Source organism: Paenibacillus sp. G2S3 (assembly GCF_030123105.1).
In the GTDB taxonomy this organism is placed as follows: domain Bacteria; phylum Bacillota; class Bacilli; order Paenibacillales; family Paenibacillaceae; genus Paenibacillus_AQ.
In genome coordinates, this window is sequence record NZ_CP126095.1 from 6003038 (window position 1) to 6019041 (window position 16004).

At 46.3% G+C, this 16004-nt stretch carries 11 protein-coding genes, 14 tRNA genes and 4 rRNA genes; 3 read left to right on the forward strand and 26 right to left on the reverse strand.

Going from position 1 to position 16004, the window contains the following annotated elements:
• Positions 1-6 precede the first annotated feature (6 nt).
• On the forward strand, positions 7-420 hold the full coding sequence (locus tag QNH28_RS26505) for an ImmA/IrrE family metallo-endopeptidase (protein ID WP_042132516.1): 414 nt from the start codon (positions 7-9) through the stop codon (positions 418-420).
• 102 nt (positions 421-522) lie between these two features.
• Here QNH28_RS26505 and QNH28_RS26510 read toward each other — a convergent pair.
• The 20 genes from QNH28_RS26510 to QNH28_RS26605 all read right to left on the reverse strand — a co-directional run bounded on the left by QNH28_RS26510 (position 523) and on the right by QNH28_RS26605 (position 8439).
• Positions 523-596, reverse strand: a tRNA-Pro gene (locus QNH28_RS26510).
• 14 nt (positions 597-610) lie between these two features.
• Positions 611-684: transfer RNA gene (locus QNH28_RS26515), tRNA-Gly, on the reverse strand.
• 12 nt (positions 685-696) lie between these two features.
• Positions 697-770 (reverse strand) — tRNA-Pro (locus QNH28_RS26520).
• 29 nt (positions 771-799) lie between these two features.
• Positions 800-876, reverse strand: a tRNA-Arg gene (locus tag QNH28_RS26525).
• Positions 877-884: 8 nt separating this feature from the next.
• A tRNA-Gly gene (locus QNH28_RS26530) sits at positions 885-959 on the reverse strand.
• 6 nt (positions 960-965) lie between these two features.
• A tRNA-Leu gene (locus tag QNH28_RS26535) sits at positions 966-1049 on the reverse strand.
• A 15-nt stretch (positions 1050-1064) separates the two neighbouring features.
• A tRNA-Lys gene (locus tag QNH28_RS26540) sits at positions 1065-1137 on the reverse strand.
• A gap of 5 nt (positions 1138-1142) precedes the next feature.
• Positions 1143-1217: transfer RNA gene (locus QNH28_RS26545), tRNA-Gln, on the reverse strand.
• A gap of 43 nt (positions 1218-1260) precedes the next feature.
• Positions 1261-1336: transfer RNA gene (locus QNH28_RS26550), tRNA-Val, on the reverse strand.
• 40 nt (positions 1337-1376) lie between these two features.
• Positions 1377-1451 (reverse strand) — tRNA-Glu (locus QNH28_RS26555).
• An 11-nt stretch (positions 1452-1462) separates the two neighbouring features.
• Positions 1463-1538 (reverse strand) — tRNA-Thr (locus QNH28_RS26560).
• A 1-nt stretch (position 1539) separates the two neighbouring features.
• Positions 1540-1615 (reverse strand) — tRNA-Asn (locus QNH28_RS26565).
• A gap of 6 nt (positions 1616-1621) precedes the next feature.
• Positions 1622-1738 (reverse strand): 5S ribosomal RNA (gene rrf, locus QNH28_RS26570).
• Between the two features lie 73 nt (positions 1739-1811).
• A 23S ribosomal RNA gene (locus QNH28_RS26575) occupies positions 1812-4740 on the reverse strand.
• A 169-nt stretch (positions 4741-4909) separates the two neighbouring features.
• Positions 4910-4985 (reverse strand) — tRNA-Ala (locus tag QNH28_RS26580).
• 85 nt (positions 4986-5070) lie between these two features.
• Positions 5071-5147, reverse strand: a tRNA-Ile gene (locus tag QNH28_RS26585).
• A gap of 45 nt (positions 5148-5192) precedes the next feature.
• Positions 5193-5309 (reverse strand): 5S ribosomal RNA (gene rrf, locus QNH28_RS26590).
• Between the two features lie 124 nt (positions 5310-5433).
• Positions 5434-6991, reverse strand: a 16S ribosomal RNA gene (locus QNH28_RS26595).
• Together the 16S, 23S and 5S rRNA genes with 14 tRNA genes alongside form the textbook arrangement of a ribosomal RNA operon.
• Positions 6992-7347: 356 nt before the next feature.
• The gene (locus QNH28_RS26600; RefSeq protein ID WP_036680631.1) at positions 7348-7578 is read right to left on the reverse strand and encodes a hypothetical protein; all 231 of its coding nucleotides are present in this window, start codon (positions 7576-7578) and stop codon (positions 7348-7350) included.
• A 252-nt stretch (positions 7579-7830) separates the two neighbouring features.
• Positions 7831-8439: a stage II sporulation protein M gene (locus QNH28_RS26605; protein WP_481858415.1), complete on the reverse strand. Its 609-nt coding sequence runs from the start codon at positions 8437-8439 to the stop codon at positions 7831-7833.
• A 111-nt stretch (positions 8440-8550) separates the two neighbouring features.
• Between QNH28_RS26605 and pdaB the strand changes: the two genes are divergently transcribed.
• Positions 8551-9354, forward strand: a complete 804-nt coding sequence (gene pdaB, locus QNH28_RS26610; protein WP_283909210.1) for a polysaccharide deacetylase family sporulation protein PdaB — start codon at positions 8551-8553, stop codon at positions 9352-9354.
• A 49-nt stretch (positions 9355-9403) separates the two neighbouring features.
• Here the strand turns inward: pdaB and QNH28_RS26615 are convergent, their stop codons facing one another.
• Positions 9404-10225 (reverse strand): PPK2 family polyphosphate kinase, encoded by an 822-nt coding sequence (locus QNH28_RS26615; protein WP_283909211.1) that lies wholly within the window; start codon positions 10223-10225, stop codon positions 9404-9406.
• 279 nt (positions 10226-10504) lie between these two features.
• Positions 10505-11095 (reverse strand): KinB-signaling pathway activation protein, encoded by a 591-nt coding sequence (locus tag QNH28_RS26620; RefSeq protein WP_283912274.1) that lies wholly within the window; start codon positions 11093-11095, stop codon positions 10505-10507.
• 129 nt (positions 11096-11224) lie between these two features.
• On the opposite strand from QNH28_RS26620, the gene gerD reads away from it, so the two are divergent.
• Positions 11225-11896 (forward strand): spore germination lipoprotein GerD, encoded by a 672-nt coding sequence (gene gerD / locus QNH28_RS26625; protein ID WP_283909212.1) that lies wholly within the window; start codon positions 11225-11227, stop codon positions 11894-11896.
• Positions 11897-11953: 57 nt separating this feature from the next.
• Here the strand turns inward: gerD and QNH28_RS26630 are convergent, their stop codons facing one another.
• The 4 genes from QNH28_RS26630 to QNH28_RS26645 form a co-directional block, all read right to left on the reverse strand.
• The gene (locus QNH28_RS26630) at positions 11954-13054 is read right to left on the reverse strand and encodes an Mrp/NBP35 family ATP-binding protein (RefSeq protein WP_283909213.1); all 1101 of its coding nucleotides are present in this window, start codon (positions 13052-13054) and stop codon (positions 11954-11956) included.
• Positions 13055-13144: 90 nt separating this feature from the next.
• Complete coding sequence (cwlD, locus tag QNH28_RS26635; protein WP_283909214.1) at positions 13145-13885, reverse strand: N-acetylmuramoyl-L-alanine amidase CwlD; 741 nt, start codon at positions 13883-13885, stop codon at positions 13145-13147.
• 78 nt (positions 13886-13963) lie between these two features.
• Positions 13964-15133, reverse strand: coding sequence for a sulfate adenylyltransferase (sat, locus tag QNH28_RS26640; protein WP_283909215.1), 1170 nt, complete (start codon positions 15131-15133; stop codon positions 13964-13966).
• A gap of 37 nt (positions 15134-15170) precedes the next feature.
• Complete coding sequence (locus QNH28_RS26645; RefSeq protein ID WP_283909216.1) at positions 15171-15863, reverse strand: phosphoadenylyl-sulfate reductase; 693 nt, start codon at positions 15861-15863, stop codon at positions 15171-15173.
• Positions 15864-16004: the final 141 nt, after the last annotated feature.

Here is a 16004-nt window from a genome sequence, read left to right on the forward strand (position 1 = left end):
AAGAATATGGATGAACTGATCAATAATCTGATTAAAAAATATAAAACCAACTGTCCGTTCGAGCTGGCCTCAGCGCTAGGCATTCACATTCGTTTCATGAACCTTGGGACAGGCACAAAGGGATTATATTACCGAAAACTAAGAAGAAGATTTATCGTCATTCATAATGAGTTGCCAGTTGAGTGGCAGCGCTTCGTTTGTGCGCATGAATTAGGACATGATCGCCTTCATAAGGGGATTAACCGTTTCTTTCTGGAGGAAAGCTCCTACTTCTCTCCTGGGAAGCTTGAACGTCAAGCTAATGTTTTTGCTGTAAAGCTACTATCCACAGGCAGCAATCCTGAGCAAGAAGAGTCATGGAAAAGTTATTATCTACGGATTGGTATTCCACCAGAAGTTCAATTTCTTTTGGAAGAATGATAAAACATACGTTATGTGATTATATGCGTGTTATTAAATCAATACATAACAAAAAAAGCTCTTACCGAAGTAAGAGCTTTCTAAGAGCGTTTAAGCTGAGTATCGGGATGACACGATTTGAACATGCGACCCCCTGGTCCCAAACCAGGTGCTCTACCAAGCTGAGCTACATCCCGTTACTATAAAATTATGGAGCGGGTGATGGGAATCGAACCCACGCTATCAGCTTGGAAGGCTGAAGTTCTACCATTGAACTACACCCGCAAAGGTGAAAAATCGGGATGACACGATTTGAACATGCGACCCCCTGGTCCCAAACCAGGTGCTCTACCAAGCTGAGCTACATCCCGTTAAAATAATATAATTGCTTAATAAAAAATGGCGCGCCCTGAGAGATTCGAACTCCCGGCCTTTTGATTCGTAGTCAAACGCTCTATCCAGCTGAGCTAAGGGCGCAAAAATTATGGAGCGGACGACGGGAATCGAACCCGCGACCCTCGCCTTGGCAAGGCGATGCTCTACCGCTGAGCCACGTCCGCAATAAGTGGTGCGCGTGAAGGGACTTGAACCCCCACGTCGTGAAACGCCAGATCCTAAGTCTGGTGCGTCTGCCATTCCGCCACACGCGCATGTAATAATAAAAGTGAGCCATGAAGGACTCGAACCTTCGACACCCTGATTAAAAGTCAGGTGCTCTACCAACTGAGCTAATGGCTCGCACTTGGCTGGGGATATAGGATTCGAACCTATGAGTGACGGAGTCAAAGTCCGTTGCCTTACCGCTTGGCTAATCCCCATTGATGATACCTCTATGTTGCCCATAATCTCTCAGGAAGATTATGGTGGAGGCTGAGGGGATCGAACCCCCGACCCTCTGCTTGTAAGGCAGATGCTCTCCCAGCTGAGCTAAGCCTCCATATCTATGGGACCCTCTAAGGGTAAGTACAAGTAAAAGTTGGTGACCCGTATGGGATTCGAACCCATGTTACCTCCGTGAAAGGGAGGTGTCTTAACCCCTTGACCAACGGGCCGTGCAAATCTGTGGAGCTCTCAACCGGATTCGAACCGGTGACCTCTTCCTTACCATGGAAGCACTCTACCTGCTGAGCTATGAGAGCATGGCTCCCCGAACAGGGCTCGAACCTGTGACAACTCGATTAACAGTCGAGTGCTCTACCAACTGAGCTATCAGGGAATATCCGCTTGGCGGCGTCCTACTCTCCCAGGACCCTTCGGTCCAAGTACCATCGGCGCTGGAGGGCTTAACGGTCGTGTTCGGGATGGGTACGCGTGGAACCCCTCCGCTATCGCCACCAAACGGGCATTTACAGCGTAAATGCTCAGGCTTGATGCCTGAAAACTGAATCCGAATTGAATTTGCGTTTTAAGTATAGGATAAGCCCTCGACCGATTAGTATTGGTCAGCTCCATGCATTACTGCACTTCCACCTCCAACCTATCTACCTCGTCGTCTTCAAGGGGTCTTACTAATTGGGAAATCTCATCTTGAGGGGGGCTTCACGCTTAGATGCTTTCAGCGCTTATCCCGTCCGTACGTAGCTACCCAGCCATGCTTCTGGCGAAACAACTGGTGCACCAGCGGTACGTCCATCCCGGTCCTCTCGTACTAAGGACAGCTCCTCTCAAATTTCCTGCGCCCACGACAGATAGGGACCGAACTGTCTCACGACGTTCTGAACCCAGCTCGCGTACCGCTTTAATGGGCGAACAGCCCAACCCTTGGGACCTACTTCAGCCCCAGGATGCGATGAGCCGACATCGAGGTGCCAAACCTCCCCGTCGATGTGGACTCTTGGGGGAGATAAGCCTGTTATCCCCAGGGTAGCTTTTATCCGTTGAGCGATGGCCCTTCCATGCGGTACCACCGGATCACTAAGTCCGACTTTCGTCCCTGCTCGACTTGTAGGTCTCGCAGTCAAGCTCCCTTATGCCTTTGCACTCTTCGAATGATTTCCAACCATTCTGAGGGAACCTTGGAACGCCTCCGTTACTCTTTAGGAGGCGACCGCCCCAGTCAAACTGCCCGCCTGACACGGTCCCCGTACCCGATAAGGGTACTAGGTTAGAACCTAGATACGATCAGGGTGGTATCCCAACGGCGCCTCCACCGAAGCTTGCGCTCCGATTTCTACGGCTCCCACCTATCCTGTACAGATCGTACCCAAATTCAATATCAAGCTGCAGTAAAGCTCCATGGGGTCTTTCCGTCTTGTCGCGGGTAACCTGCATCTTCACAGGTATTAAAATTTCACCGGATCTCTCGTTGAGACAGCGCCCAAGTCGTTACGCCATTCGTGCGGGTCAGAATTTACCTGACAAGGAATTTCGCTACCTTAGGACCGTTATAGTTACGGCCGCCGTTTACTGGGGCTTCGGTTCATAGCTTCGGATTGCTCCTAACCACTCCCCTTAACCTTCCAGCACCGGGCAGGCGTCAGCCCGTATACTTCGCCTTGCGGCTTCGCACAGACCTGTGTTTTTGCTAAACAGTCGCTTGGGCCTTTTCACTGCGGCCCCCTCGTGCTATTCACACTACCGGGGCACCCCTTCTCCCGAAGTTACGGGGTCATTTTGCCGAGTTCCTTAACGAGAGTTCTTCCGCGCGCCTTAGAATTCTCTTCTCGCCTACCTGTGTCGGTTTGCGGTACGGGCACCTTCTCCTGGCTAGAGGCTTTTCTTGGCAGTGTGAGATCATGACCTTCGCTACTACAATTTTCGCTCCCCATCACAGCCCAGCCTTAATGATGTGCGGATTTGCCTACACATCAGCCTCACTGCTTAGACGGACATATCCATCAGTCCGCGTCACTACCCTCCTGCGTCACCCCATCGCTCATAGCGGATTACGGTGGTACAGTAATTTCAAACTGTTGTCCTTCGACTACGCCTTTCGGCCTCGCCTTAGGTCCCGACTTACCCTGAGCGGACGAGCCTTCCTCAGGAAACCTTGGGCTTTCGGCGGATCAGATTCTCACTGATCTTTTCGTTACTCATACCGGCATTCTCACTTGTATGCTGTCCAGCGCTCCTTACGGTACACCTTCAACCCACATACAACGCTCCCCTACCCCAGATACATACGTATCTAGCCATAGCTTCGGTGGTGTGTTTAGCCCCGTTACATTTTCGGCGCAGAGTCACTCGACCAGTGAGCTATTACGCACTCTTTCAATGGTGGCTGCTTCTAAGCCAACATCCTGGTTGTCTGTGCAACTCCACATCCTTTCCCACTTAACACACACTTGGGGACCTTAGCTGATGGTCTGGGCTGTTTCCCTTTTGACAATGGATCTTAGCACTCACTGTCTGACTCCCGGCAATAAGTATATGGCATTCGGAGTTTGACTGAGCTTGGTAATCCTTGCGGACCCCGCACCCAATCAGTGCTCTACCTCCACTACTCTTATACCGAGGCTAGCCCTAAAGCTATTTCGGGGAGAACCAGCTATCTCCGAGTTCGATTGGAATTTCTCCGCTACCCCCACCTCATCCCCGCACTTTTCAACGTACGTGGGTTCGGGCCTCCAGTGCGTGTTACCGCACCTTCACCCTGGACAGGGGTAGATCACACGGTTTCGGGTCTACGTCCACATACTAAATCGCCCTATTCAGACTCGCTTTCGCTGCGGCTCCACCTTCTCGGCTTAACCTTGCATGTTAAACGTAACTCGCCGGTTCATTCTACAAAAGGCACGCCATCACCCATAGATAGGGCTCTGACTTTTTGTAAGCACACGGTTTCAGGTTCTATTTCACTCCCCTTCCGGGGTGCTTTTCACCTTTCCCTCACGGTACTGTTTCACTATCGGTCGCCAGGTAGTATTTAGCCTTAGCAGATGGTCCTGCTGGATTCATACGGGGTTTCACGTGCCCCGCACTACTCGGGATCCGTCTCGGAGAGAACACAGTTTAGGCTACAGGGCTTTTACCTCTATCGCGGGCCTTTCCAGACCTCTTCGCCTACCATATTCCTTTGTAACTCCATGTGAGACGTCCCACAACCCCTAAGAGCAAGCTCTTAGGTTTAGGCTGTTCCGCGTTCGCTCGCCGCTACTGACGGAATCACTATTGTTTTCTCTTCCTCAGGGTACTTAGATGTTTCAGTTCCCCTGGTCTGCCTCTACATTTCCTATGTATTCAGAAATGAGTAACTGCGAATTACCACAGCTGGGTTTCCCCATTCGGACACCCCCGGATCAAAGCTTGCTTACAGCTCCCCGAGGCAGTTTCGTTGTTCGCCACGTCCTTCGTCGGCTCCTGGCGCCTAGGCATCCTCCGTGTGCTCTTATTAGCTTAACCTTGATTTTTCCGCAGGAAAATATCATACAATGACATTTCTCTTGGAATCATCTCACTAATAACATTTACTTGTTTACACAAGTTGCTAAAAGATGTTCTAAAACGCAAATTCGTTTCGGTATCCAGTTTTCAAGGATCAATGTTTAAAGAAGGTATTGAATTAAAATTATGGTGGAGCCAAGCGGGATCGAACCGCTGACCTCCTGCTTGCAAGGCAGGCGCTCTCCCAGCTGAGCTATGGCCCCATGAAATTCACTCCAAAAAGTGAAGTCTAGCTCCGAAGCTAATTCCGATTACTTTTCGGAGGCCTCGTTACTCTATAAAGTTATATGGTGGGCCTTGGTGGACTCGAACCACCGACCTCACCCTTATCAGAGGTGCGCTCTAACCAACTGAGCTAAAAGCCCATATAACATATATAACATTGTGAATCAACCAATGAATGGTTGTCCGCTTGGCGGCGTCCTACTCTCCCAGGACCCTTCGGTCCAAGTACCATCGGCGCTGGAGGGCTTAACGGTCGTGTTCGGGATGGGTACGTGTGGAACCCCTCCGCTATCGCCACCAAACGTATATGAAAGAGACTTACTCTTTCAAAACTGAACACGAGTGAGTGTTCGAACCCGAAGGTTCTATTGTGGAAGCTTAACTTCCGATTTGAATGTCTCCATTGCAGGAAACGATTCTCCATAGAAAGGAGGTGATCCAGCCGCACCTTCCGATACGGCTACCTTGTTACGACTTCACCCCAATCATCTACCCCACCTTCGGCGGCTGGCTCCCTTGCGGGTTACCCCACCGACTTCGGGTGTTGTAAACTCTCGTGGTGTGACGGGCGGTGTGTACAAGACCCGGGAACGTATTCACCGCGGCATGCTGATCCGCGATTACTAGCAATTCCGACTTCATGCAGGCGAGTTGCAGCCTGCAATCCGAACTGAGACCGGCTTTGATGGGATTGGCTTCACCTCGCGGCTTCGCTTCCCGTTGTACCGGCCATTGTAGTACGTGTGTAGCCCAGGTCATAAGGGGCATGATGATTTGACGTCATCCCCACCTTCCTCCGGTTTGTCACCGGCAGTCACTCTAGAGTGCCCAACATGACTTGCTGGCAACTAAAGTTAAGGGTTGCGCTCGTTGCGGGACTTAACCCAACATCTCACGACACGAGCTGACGACAACCATGCACCACCTGTCTCCTCTGTCCCGAAGGCCGCTGCTATCTCTAGCAGATTCAGAGGGATGTCAAGACCTGGTAAGGTTCTTCGCGTTGCTTCGAATTAAACCACATACTCCACTGCTTGTGCGGGTCCCCGTCAATTCCTTTGAGTTTCAGTCTTGCGACCGTACTCCCCAGGCGGAGTGCTTACTGTGTTAACTTCGGCACCAAGGGTATCGAAACCCCTAACACCTAGCACTCATCGTTTACGGCGTGGACTACCAGGGTATCTAATCCTGTTTGCTCCCCACGCTTTCGCGCCTCAGCGTCAGTTACAGCCCAGAAAGTCGCCTTCGCCACTGGTGTTCCTCCACATATCTACGCATTTCACCGCTACACGTGGAATTCCACTTTCCTCTTCTGTACTCAAGTCACCCAGTTTCCAGTGCGACCTTAGGTTGAGCCCAAGGTTTAAACACCAGACTTAAATGACCGCCTGCGCGCGCTTTACGCCCAATAATTCCGGACAACGCTTGCCCCCTACGTATTACCGCGGCTGCTGGCACGTAGTTAGCCGGGGCTTTCTTCTCAGGTACCGTCACTCCGATAGCAGTTACTCTACCGGACGTTCTTCCCTGGCAACAGAGCTTTACGATCCGAAAACCTTCATCACTCACGCGGCGTTGCTCCGTCAGACTTTCGTCCATTGCGGAAGATTCCCTACTGCTGCCTCCCGTAGGAGTCTGGGCCGTGTCTCAGTCCCAGTGTGGCCGTTCACCCTCTCAGGTCGGCTACGCATCGTCGCCTTGGTGGGCCGTTACCCCACCAACTAGCTAATGCGCCGCAGGCCCATCCCTCAGTGACAGATTGCTCCGTCTTTCATTCTTCCTTCAGGAGAAAAAAGAAATTATCCGGTATTAGCTACCGTTTCCGGTAGTTATCCCAGTCTAAGGGGCAGGTTGCCTACGTGTTACTCACCCGTCCGCCGCTAAGTTGTTTTGAAAGCAAGCTTTCAAAACAACTCCGCTCGACTTGCATGTATTAGGCACGCCGCCAGCGTTCGTCCTGAGCCAGGATCAAACTCTCCAATTAGTATTGAAAAGAGCGATATGCTCATTTTGAAACATCTGACGAGAAAATTAATTCTCTATTTTGGATTTCACTTTCGTGATTTCCTACTCACTCGTTGTTCAGTTTTCAAAGATCAATGTCTCTCATTTCGTCGTCGTTGTTTGTCAGCGGCGACCTTTATAATATATCACAGTGTTTCGTTGTTTGGCAAGTCTTTTTTTTAAAAAGTTTTTTTTAACTTTTCTTGCCTTCCGCTTCCCTTTTACACAAGCAAAAGGAGCGCGAGATATAATTTATCACGAGCACTCCTTTTTAGTCAAGCTATTTTATTAAAAAATCTTAAATCACTATAAGACTCTTGCATTTACCACCTATCCTCAGTGTTTATACTGAGAAGAACGTCCACCCCATGCATACTTAGAAAGCTCTTTCTGAGGAGCAAAACGAGCATACATACGAAATACAGTCTTATATCTATTGGCGATGGCATGCCTGATATTTTGGTCCAAGCGCTGATCGCTCAAATCTAACAGCATCTCATCGAGTTCTTTCCGCAAAACATAATCCAGTTCCTTGCATTCTTTTTCGTTAAACAACATTCCCAACATATGCTTGGCCTCCTTCATGAAGTTGCAAGTAACACATTCACTAAAACCAAAAACCCCTTGTACATAATTAGTTAGTCCATCTCATGGAGAAAGCTGCCTTAAGATCCTCTTACACTAGATTAACCGGAGTACTCTTTTTATAACCATAATTATTAAAAATTCCCTTTATGGTTTCGTCACGATTATATACTTCTGACCTTTAGGCAATCCTTGGATGAATAGCTTTAATGTTATGCTCCATTCTCGGAAGTTTTATGATAAAAGAGAAAAAGTTATTGTGCTTTCAATGATGGCTGCAACAAATAACAGGATTACTGTCCAAATAGATGCTGTAAGTGTTTGACGCATGAACGAAGACCAATCAACACCTCTGTTCACTTTTTTAGTGGATGAGCTAAATATACTTGCAAGAACTTTACCTCCGAACTGCAGTCCAAATGCACAAGCAATAATGATCGCTGGAATCTCTATAATCCCATGTGGCAGCAGTCCTTTTACTATTAGTTCGAACAAATCCTGTCCTTGCAATGCTGATAAATGAATCAGATAGCCGATAACCGCTCCATTAATAAATAAGAATATGGCTGGCAGTATACCGAACAACGCTCCTAAAAATATGATAAGAACACCTTTGATGCTGTTATTCAAAAATATAAATACAAAGAAGCTCCATTGCGGATTAGAAGAATCTCTAAGGTTGCCACTGATTTCACTGAGCCCCTCCAATTGCTGAACCAATAACTTTTCCAGACTGCTAGTAGCGACCCACCCTATAACCGCTCCTACTGCGAAGAGCAGACAGGATAGCAATAAAGCCTTCCGGATCGTTTTAAGATCTTTAACAAACGTGAAGAACGACAACATAAATACCCTCCTGAAATTGTGATCTCTGTTTCTTAGGTCATAACCGTGCGGTACGAGCATACATTTAGAACAAACAAGCATTTCGCATGGGAGAGGAGCGCTGTCATTATGAATTCTTTTTATGTATTCAGCGGCAAAAAGATTAAACGATTCATCTATATCTTCGCCGCTGTGCTTCTTGCTGCTGGAGTTGTCTATGTCGAGAGGGGAAACATAACCGTTTTTTCTGAATCCGGACCTTCTGCGATCTACAGTGTACCCACAGAGAAGAAGCTGATTGCCCTGACCTTCGATATTAGCTGGGGGGAGAAAAGACCCGAACCGATTTTGAAGGTACTTGAAGACAAGAAAGTGGACAAAGCCACCTTCTTCCTGTCGTCACCATGGAGTAAGACTCACCCGGACATTGTAACCAACATCAAGAATGCAGGTTTTGAAATCGGAAGTCATGGTCATAAACACGTCAATTACAGCACACTAAGCAACGAAGAAATTCGTACACAGATCTCAACAGCTCACACCGTACTTACCGAATTAACTGGCACTGAGCCCAATTTGATTCGTATGCCTAATGGAGATTTTGACAAAAGAGTCCTTCAGGTTGCCAATGATCTCGGTTACAAGGTCATTCAATGGGATACAGACTCCCTGGATTGGAAGAACATCGGCGTAGACAATATCGTGAAGCGTGTAACGACAAAAGCGCATCCAGGTGATATCGTCCTTCTACATGCCAGTGATTCCTGCAAACAAACACATGAAGCACTTCCACTCATTATCGACGAGCTCCGCAGACAAGGTTATGAATTCGTTACCGTCTCTGAGCTGATTAGTCAAAGCAACACCGAAGGTAAAGAAGTTCGCGACTCAGCTTCACTTAGTAATGCCGTTGAGGACGCAGCAGGACTGTAAGCACTTTTCAATCTCTGGTGCCGTAATGGATGTTGATCTGCCCAAAGGATTAATGACGTGGAGAAATGAGTTCCGATATATCGGGTGTGGGGGTATTCAGCTTCGGATAGCTCAGATCCAGACTCTCCAGTGTCTTTACAACGATGGATAAGGTCAAATAGTTGCGGTACCATTGATGATTGGCGGGTATCCAGTACCAGAGTGCTTTATCTATGCTAGTTTCCTTAAAAACATCTTCATATGCTTCTTGGTAATCATCCCAATACTCCCGCTCCTGGAGATCACTTGCATCGAATTTCCAGTGTTTTTTGGGATCTTCTAGCCGTTCCTTGATTTTCTTTAACTGCTTCTCTTTAGAAATATGCAGAAAAAGCTTGATAATTGTCGTCCCCTCTTCCACCAGCATTTCCTCGAACTGCCGTATGTAACGAAAGCGGCGCTTCAAGTCATCCTTTTTTAACCCTCCGTGTACCCGTGGTACCAATACATCTTCATAGTGTGAGCGGTTAAATGCAGAGATATAGCCCTTAGGGGGTGTCTTCTGATGTACCCTCCATAAAAAATCATGAGCCTCTTCCTCTAGAGATGGTTTCTTGAAGCTGGTGACTATAAATCCTTGTGGATTGATGCCTGAAAAAATATGCTTAACCGTGCCATCCTTACCGCTGGAATCCATTCCTTGCAGAATAACAAGCAGCGAATGCTTTTTCTGAGCAAACAGAATATCTTGTAGCTCTGCCAAACGTGCTTTAAGCTCTTCTGTTTTGGCTTCTGCTTCTTTTTTGGATTTAAAAATACCTGTGTCGTCCGGATCCAGCTTGTTAAGCCGGATTTCTTTTGTGTCTTTTATCATATAGCGCTTGATGTCCATATATTCCCCTCCTAAAAGTTTTGTGAGCGTTACTCCACTTGTGTTACATCGTACAAAACTCACTTCGGAAGCATCTACTTAGTTTTGTAAAGCATATGCACCATTGATGAGCCTCGAACAAAACTCGCATCGGAAGCATACACTTAGTTTTGTGGTCGTATCGTTCTTTAAGATTAACCTCCACAATCAGATTTTAATCGTTAAGATACAGTAAGAGCAAAAAACCCCGTCTTCTGAGATCAGAGCACGGGGTTCATTGTTTAGCGCCTTCCCCGTTCATTATCCGGCTGCCGGCTTCAGAATACGGTGAAGCATCAAAATTTGGAATGCATTACAAGCGATAAGTGGAACAACAATAAATACCGTCGCACTATCAACACCTATACGGAGCACACCAATAACTTCCACAATTGAAATAGCTGTCATAAAAAAGAGGGTTGGAATCAAAGCTGAGATGTTTGTACTTTTCACTTTGAAATAAGACACAATAATAGCTGCTAGCAAAATAGCGATTCCTAAAATTAGATCAGACGTAACATTTCTTTCTCCGCCAACGACGGTACGCAAAAAAATCAGTTCAAGCAATGCGAGCACAGAAAGCACTAGTTGTATGTATTTCCAAACCTTTTGTGGAAAAACGCCGTTGCCCATATAATTCAAAATCAAATAGGCAAAAAAACCAAGTTGCGAATAAACGCTTACAAGCATACCGTAGCCAAGCAGAATCAGCGGGTATAAAAAGAAATCCCCGACACTTTTGAAATCAATCTTACCATTTACGAATTGCAGTGCCAGACCAGCGATTACAGCCCCACCCGCTCCTATAAGAAGGGTAGTCCAAAATAAATGAAACCATTTTTTTATACTCAGCCAATTCACCTCCTCTTGTCAGATTTATTTTACCAAGGATACCGACAAAACACCATTACACCCACAACATAAATGTACTCTAATGCGGCATAATACATCTAGAGAATCCTATAAAGGAGGGCAGCGCCAATGAAATGGAGATTTATCGGATCTGTGGGTTTGGCATTGAGCTTTGTTATGGCCTTAACGGCTTGCGGAAGTGAGCAGAGCAGTTCTTCTTCCGGACAAGGCAGTTATAAAGAAACGAAGACCATGGTTTTAGATATATTGAAAAGCGATGAGGGTAAAAAAGCGGTTGAGGAATCATTATCAAGCTCCAGCTCTAGCGGTACCAGTGGAATGAGCATGAAGATGATGCCACTTCAAACAACAGAGGAAATTAAGCTCGCTGTTAAAAATACTCTTACTGCGCCGGAATATCAGAAGGAAATTGAGAAAATAATGACTGATCCCAAGTTTGCGGGCGATTTTGCTAAAGCCATTCAATCGCAAAGCAAGGAGCTACACCTTCAGCTAATTAAGGACCCAACTTATCAGAAATCAGTCGAAGAAATTATGAAATCTCCAGAAATGATGACAATGTTTCTAAATCTCACCAAAACACCTGATTACCGTAAACAATCCATGAAGACCATGCAGGAATCAATGCAAACCCCATTATTCCGTATGGAAGTATTAAATTTACTTAAAAAAGTCGTACAAGAAGAACTTGAACCCAAGGAGAAAAAGGAAAAAGGCAGTGAAGGCGGCGAAAAACAGGAAAGCGGTGGCGGCGGTAGCGGCGATGATTCAAGTTCTTAAAAAAGAGGCCTTATCCCACTAATAAGTGTGGGAAGGCCTCTTTTTCATGCACAGGAATTAGTGCTCATATTTAGCAATGAGTTTATCAGCGATGTCTGCAAACAACAGTCCGGTTGGTGTCTCTTCTTTGTATACAGAAGGCGAGAAATCCGGTTCAGAAATATGGTTGTCTGGTGCACCTAGTGGCACTTGTGCAAGCAGCTCCGTATGAAGCGTCTCAGCAAGCCTTGCGCCTCCGCCTCTGCCAAAGATATAATCTTTCTTACCACAGTCAGTACACTCATAATAAGCCATATTCTCAATGACTCCAATAATCTCATGATCTGTCTGTAGAGCCATAGAGCCCGCTCTAGCCGCCACAAACGCTGCGGTAGCATGAGGTGTTGTAACTATGATCTCTTTGCTGTGAGGCAGCATCTGATGCACGTCAAGCGCCACATCACCAGTACCTGGGGGAAGATCCAGTAGCATATAATCAAGCTCACCCCAGCCGACATCATTGAAGAACTGGCGAAGCATTTTACCCAGCATAGGTCCCCGCCAAATAACTGGACTATTCTCACGAATAAAGAAGCCCATAGACATGACCTTCACTCCAAAACGTTCCACAGGAATAATCGTTCCTTCTTCTACAACTGGTCCCTCTTCGATCCCCATCATATCGGGAATACTGAAACCATAAATATCAGCATCGATAAGACCAACTTTTTTCCCTTTTCTTGCAAGGGCTACGGCCAAATTCACCGTTACGGTTGACTTACCAACTCCACCTTTGCCGCTGGCCACGGCGATAAAGTTCACGCCAGAGCTCTCGCTAATTAATTCATGGTCATCAAGGCCTGCTGCATGTCCTTTAAGTTTCCCAGGTTCATCGAAATCCTCTACGCTCTCTCCGCGAAGTATAGCACGTTCATAATCGGTTGCATCACGAAGCCGGATATGTACATTAGAAACCCCACCCGCTTCAAGCAATTCACGAACCTGTTGTTCTAGATCCATGCGACTTTGCTCTTCAGGATTCAGACATATGATAGATAAAGAAATACGGTCTTCTTTAATCATAATGTCACGGATCAGCTGTAGTTCCACAAGGCTTTTTCCAGTTTCAGAGTCTGTTAATGGCTGCAGTATTTCCTGAATTTGTTCCTTAGTCAGCATGGGAAGCACCTCTGTTTCCTTTCCGGTTGAGAAATTCTCCGGAGTTTTTGTCTATTATAGCATTACCTGTCTCCCCATGAGTAGTCCTGACTACTCGGAGGCGTACCGAAGAATCCCCCGATAAATGCTAGTCGCAACCTTACGCTGATAGACATCATTTCCAAGTAGAGCAGATTCCTGAGGATGTGATAAGAAGCCAACTTCTACAAGCACCGCTGGTATTTTCAATGCTTTTAACAGATAAACAGTATTCACTGTCTTAGCCACACGATCCGTATTCTCCAGCGTAGTCTTCAGCTCACTCTGCACAAACTCCGCTATAGCTTTATTATCCTTGTGATTGGGGTAGTAAAAGGTCTGTGCTCCACTCCAACGATTGGAAGGGACACTGTTCATGTGAACGCTTATAAAAAGGTCTGCGCCTTTTTCTTCGATACTTCTGACTCTTTGTTTAAGATCTTCTGTCTTACGCTTAGAATAGCCCTTAGTGCCTTCCTGAGCCAAATCATAATCACCCTCACGAGTCATTACTACAATTGCTCCTGCCTGCTGCAGATAATCACGCAAATAAAGCGATACCGCGAGATTAATATCTTTCTCAATTAGCCCTTCCCGGCTAACCGCTCCTCCATCAGCTCCACCATGCCCCGCATCGAGAGCAATAACTTTTCCTGACAAGGGCAGACTCCAATAATTTAGTGTTTTAGCGGTAGGCATGTCAAACGCGATAATTCCGATCATTATAGCTAGTAGCATCACACCGAGCATACTTTTTTTGATGCTGCTCCATGAAATCCAGACCGAGACTTTACTCTGCTTTCGGCCAGACATAACAAAGACCCCCTCGTCCCGATAGATAATACTCATCTATATGGGACAAGAAGGTCAAATAGTACTAGCTGTTAATGTTTAAGCTGTAACTTCTTGAGTCATACCTTCAATCAGAATCTGCGCAACCTCAGGCCGAGTAAATTCTGGCGGAGGACATTGGCCATCACGGAGCAAAGCCCGTACCTTCGTACCCGACAATGTCATGTGATCGTCACTAGGATGTGGGCAAGTTTTACTGGATGCCATATTCCCGCATTTTTTACAGAAGAAGCTATGTTCAAAAAATAATGGAGTAATATCAAGTTCTTCAGCACTAAAATTCGAGAAAATCTCCTGTGCCTCATAAGTGCCGTAATAATCACCTACGCCAGCATGGTCACGACCAACGATGAAATGGGTGCAGCCGTAATTTTTGCGAACCATGGCATGGAAAATCGCTTCTCTAGGACCTGCATAACGCATTGCCGCCGGAAAAACACCAAGGAAAGTACGATCCTCAGGATAATAGTTCTCCAAAAGCGCTAGATAGCTCTTCATGCGCACATTTGCCGGCACATCATCCGACTTCGTCTCACCCACTAGCGGATTTAGGAATAGAGCGTCTACAACCTCCATAGCGCACTTTTGAATATACTCGTGAGCTCGATGGACCGGATTGCGTGTTTGGAAGCCTACAACCGTTCTCCAGCCCTTATCAGCAAATATCTTCCGCGTATCCGCAGGATCAAAATAAAATTCACCGAACTTCTCTGGCTGTGGGCGGTTCAAGACTGTAATGGGTCCTCCAACATAAGTTGCAGGGCGAGCCAACAGCTTGCTCACACCTGGATGTTCAGGGTCTGTTGTTTTGAAGACATTTTGTGCTTCAATCGTTTGATTAACAGTATATATACTCTCAATATCCAATAATCCGTAAATCTCTCCGTCCTCTTCACCGATTAGAGAAACTTTATCCCCAATTGATAAACCGGCAGCCACATCATCTTCTACAGCCAGTGTTATTGGAATGCTCCATACTGTGCCATCTGCTAAACGCATGTTTTTTACTACTGAATGATAGTCTTGCTCATTTAAAAAGCCAGTCAGTGGCGAAAATGCACCTACAGCTATAAGATCCAAATCGGATAAAGTCCAGGTATTCAAGGCAATTGCCTTGCTGTCACGTGCGAGATTGAGCAATTCTTCTCTTTCAGTACCCTCTACTACACGGTTAACCAAAGTTCCGCCATGCGGACGTATTGAAGTCATCTTAGTCTCTCCTTCTATGTTCCCACAGGGATATGTCTTACTTGTGCAATCCGCACTCTGTCTTCTCTGATCCAGACCAACGGCCAGCACGCGGATCTTCACCTGGCATAACCTGACGTGTACATTGCTCACAGCCAATACTTGGATAGTTACGGTCATGTAGAGGGTTATAGATTACGTCATTTTCACGAATATAGTTCCATACATCTTCTGACGTCCAATCCGCAATAGGATTAAACTTCACTAAACCAAATTTATAATCATACTCGACCTTTTTAGAATTTGCACGGGTAGGCGCTTGATCGCGACGAATTCCAGTAATCCATGCCTCATATTGAGATAATATACGAGTCAATGGTTCAACTTTACGAATACCACAGCATTGATTTGGGTCAACCGCCCATAGCGCATCACCGTATTGAAGTGCTTGCTCCTGCGTGGTGAGTTGCGGAGACACTCGTACAAACTCTAATCCGTATTTGTCTGCCATCAAATCTCTGGTTTCGTAGGTTTCCTTAAAATGATAATCTGTATCGAGATAAAAGACATCAGTAGATGGACTAACTTTGTGAAGCATATCAACAAGCACTACATCTTCGGCACCAAAGCTGCAGGCAAAAGTAATGTTAGGAAATGTCTCTACTGCCCAGCGGATAATATCCTCGGGTGAAGCACTCTCTAATTCTTCGGCCTTTATTCTGATCAAATCTTCTTTCTCGAGCAGGTTCATTAAGGTATTCCTCCATCCAAAATATTAATCGTATGAATAAATGAGGTAAAAGAAGTAATAAAACCAACTATTTCTATATGAAATAGTATATAACTTTTACTGAGGAAGTCAATGAGTTTCAACCCTCAGAATTAGTAAATG

Coding starts and splice junctions, on each gene's coding strand:
- gerD (WP_283909212.1), top strand. CDS start 11,225: ATGAAATGGAGATTTATCGGATCTGTGGGTTTGGCATTGAGCTTTGTT.
- QNH28_RS26645 (WP_283909216.1), bottom strand. CDS start 15,863: ATGAACCTGCTCGAGAAAGAAGATTTGATCAGAATAAAGGCCGAAGAA.
- pdaB (WP_283909210.1), top strand. CDS start 8,551: ATGAATTCTTTTTATGTATTCAGCGGCAAAAAGATTAAACGATTCATC.
- sat (WP_283909215.1), bottom strand. CDS start 15,133: ATGACTTCAATACGTCCGCATGGCGGAACTTTGGTTAACCGTGTAGTA.
- QNH28_RS26600 (WP_036680631.1), bottom strand. CDS start 7,578: ATGTTGGGAATGTTGTTTAACGAAAAAGAATGCAAGGAACTGGATTAT.
- QNH28_RS26630 (WP_283909213.1), bottom strand. CDS start 13,054: ATGCTGACTAAGGAACAAATTCAGGAAATACTGCAGCCATTAACAGAC.
- QNH28_RS26505 (WP_042132516.1), top strand. CDS start 7: ATGGATGAACTGATCAATAATCTGATTAAAAAATATAAAACCAACTGT.
- QNH28_RS26615 (WP_283909211.1), bottom strand. CDS start 10,225: ATGGACATCAAGCGCTATATGATAAAAGACACAAAAGAAATCCGGCTT.
- cwlD (WP_283909214.1), bottom strand. CDS start 13,885: ATGTCTGGCCGAAAGCAGAGTAAAGTCTCGGTCTGGATTTCATGGAGC.